This window comes from Neorhizobium sp. PAMB6630 (genome assembly GCF_058242775.1).
The window spans coordinates 315,394-330,333 of record NZ_JBZAYV010000002.1; the positions used below are offsets into that span (position 1 = coordinate 315,394).

Annotated in this window: 13 protein-coding genes; 2 read left to right on the top strand and 11 right to left on the bottom strand. The window is 58.0% G+C overall.

The window, feature by feature from the left end:
- Positions 1 to 28 precede the first annotated feature (28 nt).
- The 4 genes from AC4CWF_RS20230 to AC4CWF_RS20245 form a co-directional block, all read right to left on the bottom strand.
- The gene (locus tag AC4CWF_RS20230; RefSeq protein ID WP_491287085.1) at positions 29 to 1,021 is read right to left on the bottom strand and encodes a FecR family protein; all 993 of its coding nucleotides are present in this window, start codon (positions 1,019 to 1,021) and stop codon (positions 29 to 31) included.
- 155 nt (positions 1,022 to 1,176) lie between these two features.
- Entirely contained in the window at positions 1,177 to 1,692 is a 516-nt protein-coding gene (locus AC4CWF_RS20235) for an RNA polymerase sigma factor (protein ID WP_491287087.1), read from the bottom strand.
- A 367-nt stretch (positions 1,693 to 2,059) separates the two neighbouring features.
- Positions 2,060 to 3,313 (bottom strand): type II toxin-antitoxin system HipA family toxin, encoded by a 1,254-nt coding sequence (locus tag AC4CWF_RS20240; RefSeq protein ID WP_491287714.1) that lies wholly within the window; start codon positions 3,311 to 3,313, stop codon positions 2,060 to 2,062.
- A complete protein-coding gene (locus AC4CWF_RS20245; protein ID WP_491287089.1) occupies positions 3,306 to 3,617 on the bottom strand; it encodes a helix-turn-helix domain-containing protein in 312 nt (103 codons plus the stop codon). Before AC4CWF_RS20245 ends, AC4CWF_RS20240 begins: the two co-directional genes overlap by 8 nt.
- Before the next feature lie 263 nt (positions 3,618 to 3,880).
- On the opposite strand from AC4CWF_RS20245, the gene AC4CWF_RS20250 reads away from it, so the two are divergent.
- Complete coding sequence (locus AC4CWF_RS20250; RefSeq protein WP_491287091.1) at positions 3,881 to 6,229, top strand: hypothetical protein; 2,349 nt, start codon at positions 3,881 to 3,883, stop codon at positions 6,227 to 6,229.
- 319 nt (positions 6,230 to 6,548) lie between these two features.
- Here the strand turns inward: AC4CWF_RS20250 and AC4CWF_RS20255 are convergent, their stop codons facing one another.
- The 6 genes from AC4CWF_RS20255 to iolG form a co-directional block, all read right to left on the bottom strand.
- Positions 6,549 to 7,331 (bottom strand): TIM barrel protein, encoded by a 783-nt coding sequence (locus tag AC4CWF_RS20255; protein WP_491287093.1) that lies wholly within the window; start codon positions 7,329 to 7,331, stop codon positions 6,549 to 6,551.
- Between the two features lie 79 nt (positions 7,332 to 7,410).
- Positions 7,411 to 8,520: a Gfo/Idh/MocA family protein gene (locus AC4CWF_RS20260; protein ID WP_491287094.1), complete on the bottom strand. Its 1,110-nt coding sequence runs from the start codon at positions 8,518 to 8,520 to the stop codon at positions 7,411 to 7,413.
- 21 nt (positions 8,521 to 8,541) lie between these two features.
- Positions 8,542 to 9,321, bottom strand: a complete 780-nt coding sequence (locus AC4CWF_RS20265) for an ATP-binding cassette domain-containing protein (RefSeq protein ID WP_491287095.1) — start codon at positions 9,319 to 9,321, stop codon at positions 8,542 to 8,544.
- A gap of 1 nt (position 9,322) precedes the next feature.
- The gene (locus AC4CWF_RS20270) at positions 9,323 to 10,429 is read right to left on the bottom strand and encodes an ABC transporter permease (protein WP_491287096.1); all 1,107 of its coding nucleotides are present in this window, start codon (positions 10,427 to 10,429) and stop codon (positions 9,323 to 9,325) included.
- Between the two features lie 59 nt (positions 10,430 to 10,488).
- Complete coding sequence (locus AC4CWF_RS20275; protein ID WP_491287718.1) at positions 10,489 to 11,412, bottom strand: sugar ABC transporter substrate-binding protein; 924 nt, start codon at positions 11,410 to 11,412, stop codon at positions 10,489 to 10,491.
- A 143-nt stretch (positions 11,413 to 11,555) separates the two neighbouring features.
- Positions 11,556 to 12,548 (bottom strand): inositol 2-dehydrogenase, encoded by a 993-nt coding sequence (iolG, locus tag AC4CWF_RS20280; RefSeq protein ID WP_491287098.1) that lies wholly within the window; start codon positions 12,546 to 12,548, stop codon positions 11,556 to 11,558.
- A 125-nt stretch (positions 12,549 to 12,673) separates the two neighbouring features.
- Here iolG and AC4CWF_RS20285 point away from each other — a divergent pair, with 125 nt between their 5' ends.
- On the top strand, positions 12,674 to 13,729 hold the full coding sequence (locus AC4CWF_RS20285) for a LacI family DNA-binding transcriptional regulator (RefSeq protein ID WP_491287100.1): 1,056 nt from the start codon (positions 12,674 to 12,676) through the stop codon (positions 13,727 to 13,729).
- A gap of 178 nt (positions 13,730 to 13,907) precedes the next feature.
- On the opposite strand, the gene AC4CWF_RS20290 is transcribed toward AC4CWF_RS20285, so the two are convergent.
- A complete protein-coding gene (locus tag AC4CWF_RS20290; protein ID WP_491287101.1) occupies positions 13,908 to 14,720 on the bottom strand; it encodes an oxidoreductase in 813 nt (270 codons plus the stop codon).
- Positions 14,721 to 14,940 lie beyond the last annotated feature (220 nt).

Consider the following 14,940-nt stretch of genomic DNA (forward strand, 5'->3'; position numbering starts at 1 on the left):
TTGCAAACCGGCAAAAAAAGTTGAAAATTTAACGAAGGATTATAATGCCGCCGGGCATTCGGTAAAATCCGACACCTGCCGCATCGGCAAGCGTCCGCAGCGCCCCCTCTACATTGTCGAGACGATAATTGCCTGTGACCACCAGTCGGTTCACCCGCTCATCTGCCACCACGATGGGCCCGCGATGGTAGCGGCGCAGTTCTTCAAGAACAGCGCCGAGACTGGCGTTTTCAAAGATGATGCGTCCCTCGCGCCAGGCGAGCGTGACGGACGGGTCAGCCGCACGCACGGGCGAAACGGAGGATGCCGAGATGCTGACCGCTTCACCTGGCACAAGCTCGGCCTTGCCCTTGCCATCGCACAGACAGAGAACCTGAACGCGACCGCGCTCCAGCACCACCTGATCCTCGTCATCACCGGTTCTGACGGAGAAGGCCGTACCCAGCACCTGAACCTCACCATAATGGCCGCTGACGGTAAAGGGATGGGCAGGGTCATGGACGACATCAAAGAAGGCTTCGCCGCGCAGCAGACGGATGTGACGCTGACCGCCCTCAAAATCGAGTGCGACGGCCGTGTCGGTGTTCAGCATCATCGTCGAGCCATCCGGTAGAGGAACAGTTGTCTGGCTGCCGGTCGCGGTTCGGTAATCCGCCTGGACGGCAAGAGTGAGCGCCGGATATTGCCAGACGCCAACGGCAAGCAGAACCGAGGCCGCAAGCGCTGCGGCTTGCAGCGGCCAGCGTCTGGCTTTTGGCCTGATAGGCGCGCGCCGATCGACCGGCAGTGTCTTAACCGCGTCGATGAAGGGCTTTGAATTCCACAGGATCTCCAGGCTGCTGAATTCTGCCTCATGCCGTGGATCCTCTGCCAGCCATGCCTGGAAGGCTCCCCGTGTCGTGGCATCCGGCTCGCCGTTGCGCAACCGGACAAACCAGTCGAGCGCTTGATCCGCTACCGGATCTGCGCAGGTAGATCCGCCGCTCGTTCCATCCGTGTCGTTTTCGTTCTGGTGTCCCACTCAGGCGATCCGATCGAAACGTGTTTGCAGTCTTCTGTTACCTTGACGCGCGAGCACGGCAAACCAGGAAAAATGCTCTTGACGGCAGCAAAGCATAGCCTTGGTCGCGGCAACCCTGCGGACCTGGAGGGTCAAGAAGAGCGCCATTGTGTTCCTTACTTCCGTTCCAGACGCGCCATCGCGTCCCGGCAATGAGCCATGGCAAGCTTCAGGTCGTTGAAGACCGTGCGTTCCGAAATGCCGAGATGTTCGGCGATGCGGACATTTGACCACTCTTCGATGCGGCTCAGCACCAACACGGCCTGCGCGCGCTCCGGTAGGGCTGCAAGCGCCGTCTGAAACACACCGAACGTCTGCTTCTCGATCAACGCCTGTTCGAGAGAGGGGATATCAGCCGAAATACCAGCAAGCAGATGCTCGTCCAGCCCCTGCACTTCGGCGCCCGCCCGGGTCTTGCGGCGCCGCAGATGGTCCAGCGCAAGATTGCGGGCCGTCTGGTGCAGAAAGCCCTCGATATTCACGACTTTTCCGCTCTCTACCGCCTTGTGAGCACGCAGATAGGTCTCCTGCGCCAAATCTTCTGCCATCTGCGGGTCGCGCACGATACGCATAACAGTCCAGAGCAGGGAGCGCCGATGGGCGGCAAAAATCGTGTTCAAAATGGCAGGCACGCGATCTGCCTCCCCCATGCTTGTTGCACCACATCCGGGAGAGCGAAATCATCTCCTTGATGAAGTACCATTGGCCATTTGAAACGCAACAGGGGCACTTTGCACTCAAAACATCCGTTAGTCGCCGTCAGTGTTCTTTTCCTAAATCGGTGCCCGAGACCACGCAACACATAACTTGACTATTCAAAACAAGTTATTTCGTCTTAAGGACTACAAATGGAGACGATGCTTGGCGACCGTGAAACTCCACGGACATTGAGCCCTCTGCCGGATTGGTCTCTTTGCTCTTGAAAGGAACCGAACCGTCGACCCTATTGGCATTGTTGGGCTATGAAACTGCTAACGAGTTACGGAAAAACACCAATTGCTAATCCGCGCACGTGCCGAGGATCGGTGACATCAGCTTGATGTGGGCATCAATCCGTTCCAACACTCTATCGGGGAGAACCGCTCGTTCAGGCAGAGCCCACCAAGACTGGTTGACGCGCTCGACCGTCTCCGTAACAGCCTTCAGCACAGCAGCTTCCGGCAGTCGCGCACGATGAGCGAAGACTTTCCATCGCTGGGCGTTCATTGCCTTGAACGGCCTTTCACCGGCCAGCGACAGTGCCATGGCGTCCGACGGAATGTAAGGGACAGTCGAGAGCACATCATAGACCGGGGCAAGTGCCGGCTTGTCGCCCTTCCCATGATAAATCAGCGACCAATTCTTGAGGTGCATGTCGCCATTTCCTGTCAGCAAAGCCAAAGCCAGTCGTCGGACGAACTCGAGGGCTGCCGCTGAAGAAACGGCGACCCCAAGAGCCGCAGCGATATCATGATATGTGGCCCCCTCATATTTTCGAGACGGATAGACGCCGAATACCTGCGCGAAATCTTCGATATGGATGCGCTCACCACCGGCAACGCGATCGAAACGTTTGACGAGGAGGACTTTGCCGTCGGACAATGTCTCAAACTCCTCCGGGATACCCTCGAACTGCGATTGTTCCACGAGCTCGCGTTCCGGCACGTCCATACCAATCGCTTCGGCCAATGCGAGATTTGCAAATTCGTTTTCCGAGACACCGGGAAATGATGTCGATGGAAACTTGGCGATATATGAACCCTGCCCGTCGCCTAAGGGGATCGTCAGACCGCCGCCCTTGCCTGTGTTTTTGATGACGGAGAGTTTCATTTGCACGCCGGCGAGCGAAAACCGGGCTTTCGGTCTGGGGGTTGTCAAACCCTCATTACGAACAACGCTGCCTTCGCTCGGCACAATTCGGACAGCCCCCGGCAGATCCGATCCGAGTGCTGCAAGCAAATCGAAATCATTTCCTGCTCGCACGCTGCCTGAATGGTGCCTCTCCATCGCCTCGCGCAGTTTATCCTCTGGAAGAAGGTTCGCAAAGAACGATGGCAAAGCCCTTGCGACAGGCTTCGGGTCCTTCCGCAAACCCCCATGTGCCGCGCGAAATGACAAACTGAGCACTGGAAAACCACCCGTCTGTCGATAGCTCTCCTCAAAGCTGAACGCGTTGAAGTCTCCCGGCGTCCTCACGATCATGCCAACCTTCAGGTCATTCAGCAGCACGTCCAGTGAGGTTATGGATCTTGGATCAAGAGGCGCATCAGACATTGCCATCACCATCAGGACTGGCGACGAAAGCAGGAAGGTCATCTTCGGCGCCACCTGGCTGCAGTAAAGCTTCAACCGCCGGGACCATGGCCTGCGGGATGAGCATCAGTTCCAGACCAAGCGCACGACCAATGTTGATCAGAGTGGTCGTACGGGCAGCGCTGGCTCCAGCCTCAATCTCGCGGTACCGCGGACGCGACAGACCCGCCATATCCGCAACCTGCTCCTGGGTGAGGCCCAAAGTCTTGCGCGACGTCTTGAGCAGCCGCCCTATGTCCTGAAGAGCCTCAGAATCCGACTTCATACGATACCTTACCGCTTCATCTTTCCCATTATGATATGTTTACGTATCTCACCGTATCTGCTCGTGTCAAACTAAATGCCGCCAATAGGGATCATATGAGATTAAAAGATCTTCTTCCAGATCAATTTTGTTTCCTTTACTGATAGGACGTTAGGCAATCTGGGCACCGAAACTGGAAGCACACCCGCAATACACGCTTCTTTAAATATCCGCTCCTACCCGCCCGCGCTCGGCACTGGTGCCGAGGGAAATGGAATAAGAGCATGGCAAAACACGATCTTTCATCTCATCACTTTCAACGAAAAGTCTCGGATTTCTGCGAGGTGCGGATCGCGCCAATCGCCTCACAGCGAGTTTTGGAAAGCATCCGGCCCTATCTCGTTGGTCTTGTCATCCATCGCCGGCCACCACCGATCGTTAGTGGGCGTATGGATTGGACAGCCATTGGCGAGGCATGCGGGATCGAAAACCAATTGACAGCCGATTTGAAGAAGGCGCTCCGTCCGGGACTGGACGCGATTATCCGCTGGCTCGGAGAACCGCCTGCCGCCGATGACATACAGTCGACAAAAACACGCACGAAATCGCGCAATACCGTTCGGCGCACGGTGGAAACTGCGGCGCGTTCCAGGCCGCGACAGATCGTTTGCGACAAGATCCCGGCTACCTCTTCGTCAGAGCCGAGGGGACCACAACCGAAACCAATCAGTCCATTCCCTGAGCCATTGTTTGAGGCGACCGATGATCCGGCGAGCTTTAACGATGCACTCGTTTATCAGATGCGCCGGTTCGGCGAGAGTTACTGGCAGCTTTACCGAGCCGTCGTTCGCCTGGGCGAGACGTTCGATGACAAGACTCTGCTATCATGGGTTCAGGGCGAGCGCGTGCCGCGATCTCTGACGAGCTTCGAGATCCTGTCCCGTATCGAGCGGCGCTACCGACTGGGACAGGGCTATTTCAAAGGGAAGCTGCCGCACCAATCCCGCTCCCTATACGGCCATGATATGGGCGACATCAGTGCGGCGGAACGGCGACGATTTGCATGGCATCTTCCTGATAATTTCAGCAGCTTGCCGTTCTCTAAGCGCGAAGAAATCATAGAATGGGTGCGCCGGGTCATCATCTCGGGCTCAACCGACTATCGTCGCTACCAGGCGGCGGCAACCAAACAGCGTTATGCAATACGATTTCCGGGGATCACCTATGGCGGAGGCACCCTGTCTCCACGACCACAAATGAACCCGGAAAGGACGAGCCACAATCCCGAGGCCTTTGAAGATCCTGATCTCCTGTCCGGCGTCGTCGATGCGCCGCCGCGGTTGGCTATGGAGATGGCCGATCTGATCCGCTTCAAGACATCGACGCTGACCGCAATCGGCTTCCAACGAAATGGAGTTTGGGGAGAGGAAACCGCATCCCAGAAGGTCGAGCATCTCGGCCTCATGTTCGGTGCACTCGCTGCCTCACCCGCCAGCGTCGTCAAAGGGCGCGGTGTGCCGCTCAGCCAACTAACCTTTGGCCTGTTGATCTTCCCGGGCGTCTGGGACTGGTACCTCCAATGGCGGGAGCAGCGCCGCGGCTTCTACACCAAATGGGAAGAAGACATGCTGATGGTGGCGCAAGCTCTCACGCGGGCGGAGGTGGGCTGGATCCGCCAGCATCCGGAGCTCCTGAAGAAGGTTCAGCCAATCGAAGGGCTGATCGCGCCAGAGGAGATAGAATTCGCAGCGCGCGACTGGCACGGCGCCTGCGACGCATTCCACCGGCATGCTGCCAATCGCTCGAAGGAAATACAGCGTGTCATGCGCGTGCACCGCGATCCGTTCGAGCCGATCATGGTGGTCCTTGAAGCAGACAGCCCACTGTTGGAATACCGCAAGATCACAGATGAGATCCTGAAGCGTATGCCGGATGAAAACCGCTATCCTCGGGCAGCAGCCGAAGCGGTCCGCTCTTTCCTTTTGCTGCGCCTCGGCCTGCATCTGGGACTTCGGCAAAAGAACCTTCGCCAGCTTCGCTTGTGCCCACGCGGGCATTTCCCGACTTCGGAGCGACGGCTGGAAGACATGAAATGCGGTGAATTGCGCTGGAGCGATCGGGAAAACGGATGGGAGGTCCTCATCCCATCAATCGCCTTCAAGAACTCAGCCTCATCCTTCTTCGGACAAAAGCCGTTCCGGCTGATCCTGCCCGATCTGCTCGATCTCTACAAATATCTTGAGGCCTATATCGATCGCCACCGAGGTGTGCTGCTTGGTTCGGCAAAGGATCCCGGCACCCTGTTCGTCAAGACGGTGAAGACAACCAGCCTGGACGCGGCATACGATTCCACCAAATTCTATGAAGCCTGGCGCACCGTGATCCAACGCTATGGCATCTACACCCCCTATACCGGCCGCGGCGCTATTAAGGGATTGCTGCCGCACGGACCGCATAATCTTCGGGATATTCTGGCAACGCATATCCTCAAGCAGACCGGATCGTATGAGCAGGCGAGTTATGCTATCCAAGACACACCGGATGTCGTTCAGCAGCACTACGGCCGATTCTTGCCGCAGGACAAGGCGGCGCTTGCGGCAAAGATCCTCAATCAGGTTTGGGAAGCCGCATAGTCGCTCGGATAAATCGCCGATCCACATCGCCCATACAGATGTAAACCAAGCCCCGCATCTGTATGGGCCCTGCCGGTCGTCTCCGCCTTGAAGGGACTCGAACCCAGAACCCGCTACCTACTTGGTATTGGCAGCGGCCGAGAAACTCGACAAATCAAGAATTTAGCGCATTCAAGCGTCCGAATAGAGCCGGAGGCTTAAATTCCGTTGCCGGTTCGCAGCCGCTCAATGTCTAGCTCAGCCGGTAGTTCAGCCAGAAGAACCACCGCGCGATCCAATTACCGAGTCACGCGATAGCCTCGCACCATTGCACCATCCATTAGATAGAAAACGCGGCCCGGAACGCCTCGAGGGCCGCCTCCGTTTCTCCCTTGGCGAAAGCTTCCATACCGACGGGTCCACGATATCCCATATCGTAAAGTGCCAAGGCTATCACATTGTAGTTGATCTCTCCTGTTCCAGGCTCACAGCGTCCCGGCACGTCGGCAACTTGCACCTCGCCAATCCATGGCAAGCAGGCGCGGCAAGTCTCGATGAGATTACCTTCCCCGATCTGAACGTGGTAAAGGTCCAGATTGAGCCTCAGGCGTGGGTGATTGACTGAAGAAACCAAGGCCAGGGTGTCGGCGGCCCGACCGAATGGGGTGCCCGGATGGTCGACCGGAAGATTGAGATTTTCCAGTGTAAAGACGACGCCCTCTTCCTCAGCCAGGTCCGCAATGCGGCAGAGCGTGTCGCTCGCCTTCAGCCACATCGCTCCGGTTACAATCTCCGCGGGGCGCACAGGCAGGCCACCGGGTCCCAGTCCCGTCCCATGCAGGTTAAGCCTAGAAACGCCGAGGCGTTTGCCGACCTGGGCCGTCTCTCGTGCCGATCGCAGCAGTTCATCCGCACCCTCGTCATCGGCCAGTCTTCCTGTCAGATAGCCATTCATGATCGAAAAGGTGGCGCCTGATCGTTCTAAAGCGTGTAGATCGTGATCCGGCCAATTCCATAGACCCACCTCGAAGCCCATCTCGGCTAAACGCGCAGCACGCCACTCGATCGGGCGATCACGCCATATCATTTCAGCGCAGGCGGCGAGGACGAAGGGCTGTTCCATTACAGTTTTCCTGTTCAATTCGATGTAGACAGATGTGGGCAGGTCCCGGGTAATCGTCGGCGACTGGTCAGATCGCCGATCACAGCAGAACCCGGGTACCATTCGAGGTCGCCATCGCATGGATGACGCGTTCTATCTCAAGCCCTTGCCCGAAATCCGGCCCCCTGTTGGGTGCGCCGGCAATTGCCAGAAGCAGGTCCCGAGCTTCAATGACCTTCTGCTCATTGAAGCCGAAATTGTGCCCGGGTGCGGGACAGAAGGCTGCAAAATCTGGTTGTTCGGGCCCCGTGCGGTGACAGACGAAGCCGGCATCTCCGACCCGGTGGATCCAAAGCTCGTTCATGTTCTCCTGATCGAAGAAAATCGTGCCTTCGCTGCCATGGACCTCCCATTGCAGCCTGCACTTTCGGCCTCGAGCAACGCGAGACGTGGCGAAGGATCCATGCGCGCCAGAGGCAAACCGCAGGAGTGCCATCGCACTATCCTCGTTCTCAACCGCCTTCGGACCACTTGTGGAAGGTCGATAAGGGACTGCGATCTGGGTCTGGGCGACCAGCTCGGTCACAGGTCCCATAAGATCCGTCATCTGGCTAACCAGATGGCAACCAAGATCTCCCAAGGCGCCGAGCCCACCGTCTTCATGCGTCATGCGCCAGGACCACGGAATATCGGGGTCTGCAGAATAGTCCTCGTCATAGACGCCACGAAATGCGAGCGGCCTGCCGATCTCCCCATCGCCGATCAACTTGCGCGCGGCTTGGAAGGCCGGGCTGCGCAGGTAGTTGTAGCCCAGCATCGTCACCAGCCCCCCATTGTCGGCGGCGAGCGCCGCCATGGCCTCGGCATCGGCCAACGTGAGCGCCATCGGCTTTTCCAACCAGACATGCTTGCCCGCCAGTAGCGCTGCCTCTGCCATCGGGCGGTGCAGACCGTTGGGCGCGGTGATCGAGACCACATCGACGGCCGGATCTGTGATCGCCTCTTCCCAATGGGCCGTGGCGCGCGCAAAGCCGAACTGTTGTGCAGAGGTGTCCGCACGTTCCTGAGTGACATCCGACAGGACTTCCAGTCGATGATGCGGGCCGCCGAAGACTGCGGCAACGTTGCGCCATGCTAGGGCGTGGCACTTGCCCATAAAGCCCGTTCCGATGAGTGCGACACCGAGCGGACGATTCGGAAACCCAAACATTTGTTTCTCTCCTCCGACAGCTTAGATCGTTCCACCCAAGGAGCCTTCGAGCTCCGCCATTTCCTGACCCCCGGCCATGAGGTCCTGCAATTGGGCAGCATCGATCTCACCACGCGTGGCGGTTCCAAGCGTCTGGCCCCGGTTCAGAACCGTGAAGCGATCACCGACCGCCATGGCATGGCGGACATTATGAGAGATGAAAACCACACCAATCCCATGTGCACGTACCCTTTTTATCGTCGCCAGGACATTCGCGGTCTGGCGAACGCCGAGCGCCGAGGTAGGCTCGTCCAGGATCAGCACTTTCGCACCGAAGTAAACTGCACGGGCGATGGCCACGGTCTGACGCTCCCCGCCAGACAGGGTGCCTACCGCCTGGTCGGGGCCACGCAGGTTGATGCCCATCTTGCGCATCTCCGCCATCGTGATCTCGTTGGCTTTTTCGATGTCGAAACGCTTGAAAAGCCCGCGTCCTCGCGTTGGTTCGCGTCCCATGAAGAAGTTGCGCGTAACCGACATGAGCGGGATCATGGCGAGATCCTGAAACACGGTGGCGATCCCGGCTTCCATTGCGTCACGCGGGCTGTTGAAGGACAAAGGACGCCCGTCAAAGGTGATGGAGCCCTCGGTCGGCTGGTGGACGCCGGACATCGTCTTGATGAAGGTGGACTTGCCGGCTCCGTTGTCGCCGAGGAGGCAGTGGCACTCGCCAGGACGGACATCGAATGTCACGCCGTTCAGCGCAATCACGTTGCCATAGTGCTTCTTGATGTTTTCCATGCGGATGATCGGTGCGGTCATCTCAGCGCTCCCCGGTCACGCGTTTGCGGATTACGTTGTTGAAGATGACAGCCAGCAGGAGCATCCCGCCAAGGAAGATTTGAAACCAGTCCTGATCGAATTTCGTGTAGGTGAGCCCGATGGTGACCATGCCAAAGATGATGGCACCGAAGAAGGCGCCGATTGCTGATCCATATCCACCTGTCAGCAGGCATCCACCGATGACGGCCGTGATGATGGCCTCGAATTCTTTCATGAACCCGCGCCGTGCGTCAGTCGATCCCGCGTCCATGACGGTGATGATGGCAACGAGTGCTGCAGCAACAGCGGTAAGGATAAAGAGCGCGACCTTGACCTTCCGCACAGGAACGCCTGAGTTTTGAGCAGCATTGGCGTCGCCGCCGGTCGCAAAGATCCAGTTGCCGATCGGGGTCCGCAGCAGGACATAGGTTGCCACCAGGGCAAAAAGGATGAACCAGATGATCTCGACCGGGATACCTGGTACCTTGGGCAGCCCCGACTTGAAGCTGTCAACCCATCCCGTTTCCGCAAGCCAGTTCAAAAGGAACTCGAACGCATCACCGGAGAAGATCGGGGCCAGAAAGTCTTCGCCGACCGCCTCGCGGATGCCGCGGAGTTGCGTTGCGCCACCTGTCAGGAGTTTCAACCCCACTAGAGTTGCCCCTCGGAGGATGAACAGCCCGGCCAGTGTAACGATGAACGAAGGAAGCCCGGTTCTGATCACGATCAGCCCGTTTGCTGCACCGAGCATTGCTGCAAACAGCAAGGTGAGCGGAATTGCAAGGATCAGTGGCATGCCGATGTTTACGGTAAATGCGCCGAAAAGCATGCCCGTAAATGCCACCATCGACCCGATCGACAGATCGAACTCCCCGCCGATCATGAGCATGGCGGCAGCGATGCCAAGGATTCCGAGTTGTGCTGCCGGGGTCATGAAGTTCATGATGCCCGAGAGCGTGAACATGGTTCGGTCGGCCGTTGCCAAGAAGAAGAGTGTCACGAGGACAAGGCCCCCAATCGCCCCCAGTTCCGGTCGCTTCATCAACCTGGTCGTGAAAGATACGGTTTTGATCCGCTCGTCTTTTTGCGTCAGCACGTCGCTCGACATCGCTTTCCTCCTTCAATTGTTGACCGGGCCGCCTGCGCGGACTGCCCGGTCAGCCTCACTCAGCGAATGCCCTGAGACGAAAGCTCGATGACGTTTGCAGCACTCTCCTTGGTGACCAGGTTGGGACCGGAAGGAACATCACCGCCCGGAACCAGCCCGTACTGGGCCTTCAAGGCGAGGAACGCGACGGGAAGATATCCCTGCAGGAACTGCTGCTGGTCGATCGCAAAAGACGCCTTGCCGTCGGCAACATCCTTCAGGAAACCGGCGGACAGATCGAAGCTCGCTATCAGAACTTTGTCTCGACCGAGGGCTTGCGCTGCCTTGACAGCCGGCTCGCCGACCAGGGAGGCGCCAAGACCGAGAACGGTGTCCACGCTCGGATCAGATTCGAGTGCCGCCCGAACCTTGGCTTCGACTTCCGCCGGATCGTTCTGCGTCGGCACGACCGTCACAGCCTTTCCGAATCCTTCCGCAAAGCCCTGGCAGCGTAGGTCGAGAGCGACGTTGCCGACTTCCTGGTTCACGCAGATCCCTTTGGTGCCACCCATTTCGGCAAGCTTGGCACCCGCAGCCTTGCCGGCATCGAACTCGGACTGGCCGACATGCAGAAGTGCGCCCAATTTGTGAGCGACGTCCGAGCCGGAGTTCATCGAGATGACGGGAATGCCGGCAGCGACCGCGCGTTGGATTGCTGGCCCCAATGCATCACCGTCGGGAATGGAAACCACAAGGCCATCCGGCTCTTGGTTGACAGCAGCATCGATCATCTGGCTCATCTGAACCATGTCGAACGTTTCCGGAGAACGGAACTCGACGTTTGCGCCCGTATCTTTTGCTGCCTTCTCGACGCCGTTCTTCACCACCGACCAAAACGGGTCATTGGCCTGTCCATGCGCCACGACGATGATATCTGTAGCAAATGCAGGGGCCGCCATTGCCACAACTGCAGCGACCGCCACCGATGCGAGTAATTTTTTCATGATAACCTCCCAGTTACGTTGATTGCGGGCGCAACTCCATACGCCCATTCTCCGGCTCGCAGAGCCGGAACCGAATGCCGTCAGCGCACCATCCTCCAGACGCTGCGGCTAGCCATTTCGAAGGCCTGTGGACTTCGAACCCGTTAAATCAAAACCGATGATGGCTGCCCTGAGCCGAGCGAATCCGCTGCAGCCTCGGCCAGTGCCAATGCCGCCACGCCATCCTGAAGTGTGACCGGAATAGGGGCGCCAGCGAGAACCGCGCATACGAAGGCGGCCCATTCAGCCGCGTAAGCCCGCATGTAGCGTTCGAGGAAGAAGAACTCTGGCTTCGCGCTTGTCACACCCGATACGGTTGACTTCGTAATCGTGTGTTCGAGCACATTGCCTGCCGAAAGCAGGCCGGTCGAACCGAGCAGTTCAACCCTCTGGTCATAGCCATAGACAGCGCGACGGCTGTTCTTGATCACCGCGATGCGTCCGTCGGCATAAGTCAGCGTAACAACCGCAGTATCGACATCGCCAGCCGCGCCGATGTCCGGATCGACTATTGAGCTACCGACGGCATGGACGGTGGTCGGCAAATCTCCCATAATGAAATTCGCCATGTCGAAGTCGTGGATCATCATGTCGCGGAAGAGACCGCCAGAGACCTTTATGTAGCTCACAGGCGGCGGCGAGGGATCGAAGGACGTGATCGACAGAAGCTCAGCCTTGCCGATCTCCCCTTCTGCCAACGCTGTCTTGATGCCAGAAAAGTTGGGATCGAAGCGCCGATTGAACCCAATCATGATTGGCGTTCCCTCGAGCGAGGCAGTCGCAAGACATGCCTTGGCCCGCTCCAGCGAAAGGTCGACAGGCTTCTCGCAAAGGACTGCCTTGCCCGCCCTCGCCGCTCTCTCGATCAAGTTTGAATGGGTGTCTGTCGAGGTTGCGATCAATACGGCATCAATGGCTGGATTGCTGATGACCGCATCAACGTCGGCGGCCTCAGCGCTGTACGACGATGCCAAGCTCTTCGCGGCCTCGAGGTTGATGTCGGAAACTGCTACAAGGCGGCTCTGCGGATGAGCTGCGATGTTTGTTGCATGAACCCGCCCAATACGGCCCGCACCAAGCAATCCAATTCTGAGCACTGTATTTCTCCCCTACGACTGGCCCCGTTTCGACAGTGACCATGCTTTATTTTGCTCGCGCGAGCAACAGCTATTTGCTCGCGCGAGCAAAATTCTGATTGGACTGGAGATGGAACGCATGATCAATGATGACCGATGCATATTCAGGTGCCGGGGAGATGATGACAGACGGAAAAAATCTCGTGATTGCCAATGTGACGGCTGACGACGTGGCAGAGGCGGCAGGCGTTTCCAGGTGGACGGTCAACAGAGCCTTCCGCAAGGACGCGTCGATTTCCCGCAAGAGCCTTGAAAAGGTCATGGCAGCGGCCGAACGGCTCGGCTATGTGCCCGACCTTAGGGCTGTCAGTCTTGCCTCCGATCGTTCCAATCTGGTCGCACTACTGATCGACGACTTCGCCAACCCGCACAAACTGGTGATGATGGAATGTCTGACACGTGCCTTGAGACGCGGCGGCTGGGACACGTTGCTGGTCAACACACTTGATCGCAATGATGCCAGTCATGCGCTGCTAAACGCGAGCCAGAGACGTGTCGATGCCGTGATCCTGATCGGCCTTCAGTTCGATGATGAGGTGCTCGAGGCGGCCGCTCACGCTCGCAAGTTCCGCGAGCTCATCATTTTTGCCAGAACCTCAGAGCGTCCCAACACAATTTCCATTGCTGTGGACGACGTCAGGGCGATGACCGATTTGGCTGAATACATTCACGCGAAAGGATACAGGCGACCGCTCTTTGTAGCCGGCCCCCAGAATTACTCCGCCCACCTTCTGAGAAAGGAGACCTTCTTCTCCTACTGGCTCGCACATGTAGGCAGCGAGCCGGGGTTGGCCACGGTCAGCACATATGACCCGACTTTGGCAGGCAAGGTTGTGGCCGACGCGTTGGAGAATTGCCCGCGGGGTGACCTGCCGGACGTATTAGTTTGCGAGAATGATGCGCTTGCGATGGGGGCGGCCGATGCGGTCCGTTACGCGCTCGGTCTATCCGTACCTGGAGACATAGCCATCACAGGCTTCGATGACGTGCCGCAGGCAGATAACCCAAACTACCGCCTAACGACCTACAGGCAACCGTTGTCCGAAATGGCTGACTATCTGGTTGAGGTTCTTGCTCACCCTGACAGGCAAGACCGCGACCGTCTTTTCCTAGGCTCACTTGTCGTTAGGGCAAGCGCCTAGCCGGCGTTGTCCGAGATCATAGGGATGGCACGCAGAGAGCCTCCTACATGGTACCGCCCATCCTGGGGGAGATGGGCGGCCAAGGCGCAGCTGGGGTAAGAGATGCTACGCCTTGTTTGCTTGAGCGCCGGATATCAGATCAAATAGACCCGCCAGCGTTCAGATAGGTGCAGAGAAGCTACTGTTTGCCGAACCCGAACGTCTTACGAAGGCTGCTATCGACTGCCTTCGCCGGCATGAACCGGCGCAGCCGGCTGAGAAGCGTCGCATGCTTGCCGACCGGTTGACGCATTCTGTACGGGCTTTCGATGGCCGTGAGGATCTGATCGGCGACCCATTTCGGAGAGGGTGCAGACTTGACCTGGGCGAGAACGGCGCGGGTCGTCGCCTCAAGCTGTTCGGCATACGCGCCGGGAGCAGCCTCGGTGATTGCCGAATTCACGTCGAGATTGGTATTGGTGAAGGTGGGCTCTACCAGGATGACACGTACGTTGAAGTCCCGGATCTCGTGATCGAGAGATTCAGAAAGTCCCTCGATCGCGTGCTTGCTGCTGGCATAGATGCCCATGAAAGGAGCCGGCAGGAAGCCGAGGACGGAACTGACATTGATGATCAGTCCGCTTCGGGCATTGCGCATGGCAGGCAGGGTTGCGCGGATCATGCGCAGTGGGCCAAACACGTTCACGTCAAAGACCTTGGCAGCCTCCGCAACGGAGGTATTTTCGACAGGGCCCATCAGCGAGACACCCGCATTGTTGATCAGGACATCGATCGTGCCCGCCTCGGCCAGAACCCATTCGACAAAGGTTGATACCTGCTCGTCGCTCGTCACATCCAGCTTTCCGAACGTCACGCCGGGGATTGGGCTTGCACTGTCCGGATTACGCACACCGGCGAATACTCGATAGCCTTGCTGCGCCAGCAGACGCGCAGTTGCGGCACCAATCCCTGAGGAAGCGCCCGTTATTGCTATTACTTTTCCTTGGGCCACTGCGGCCTCCTCTGTTCACTTTCGCCCGAAACTGGGCCGTGGCTCCTCGCAAGGGATTCGATAGAACCCACCCTCGCTTAAGATGCCGCTTGACATCTAACGAGATATTAGATGTCATTCGCAATATAAAAAATCAAGAGGATTTATTCCGGATTTTGTTGGGGCACGTCCAGATGCCGCGCGAGGCTGCGATCTCCTGCAGCTATCGGCATTAGCGGCG

Excerpts from the sequence above, each read along its gene's own strand:
- AC4CWF_RS20250 (WP_491287091.1), top strand. The coding sequence starts at position 3,881 with ATGGCAAAACACGATCTTTCATCTCATCACTTTCAACGAAAAGTCTCG.
- AC4CWF_RS20285 (WP_491287100.1), top strand. The coding sequence starts at position 12,674 with ATGATGACCGATGCATATTCAGGTGCCGGGGAGATGATGACAGACGGA.
- AC4CWF_RS20275 (WP_491287718.1), bottom strand. The coding sequence starts at position 11,412 with ATGAAAAAATTACTCGCATCGGTGGCGGTCGCTGCAGTTGTGGCAATG.
- AC4CWF_RS20265 (WP_491287095.1), bottom strand. The coding sequence starts at position 9,321 with ATGACCGCACCGATCATCCGCATGGAAAACATCAAGAAGCACTATGGC.
- AC4CWF_RS20255 (WP_491287093.1), bottom strand. The coding sequence starts at position 7,331 with ATGGAACAGCCCTTCGTCCTCGCCGCCTGCGCTGAAATGATATGGCGT.
- AC4CWF_RS20270 (WP_491287096.1), bottom strand. The coding sequence starts at position 10,429 with ATGTCGAGCGACGTGCTGACGCAAAAAGACGAGCGGATCAAAACCGTA.
- AC4CWF_RS20245 (WP_491287089.1), bottom strand. The coding sequence starts at position 3,617 with ATGAAGTCGGATTCTGAGGCTCTTCAGGACATAGGGCGGCTGCTCAAG.
- AC4CWF_RS20240 (WP_491287714.1), bottom strand. The coding sequence starts at position 3,313 with ATGTCTGATGCGCCTCTTGATCCAAGATCCATAACCTCACTGGACGTG.
- AC4CWF_RS20260 (WP_491287094.1), bottom strand. The coding sequence starts at position 8,520 with ATGTTTGGGTTTCCGAATCGTCCGCTCGGTGTCGCACTCATCGGAACG.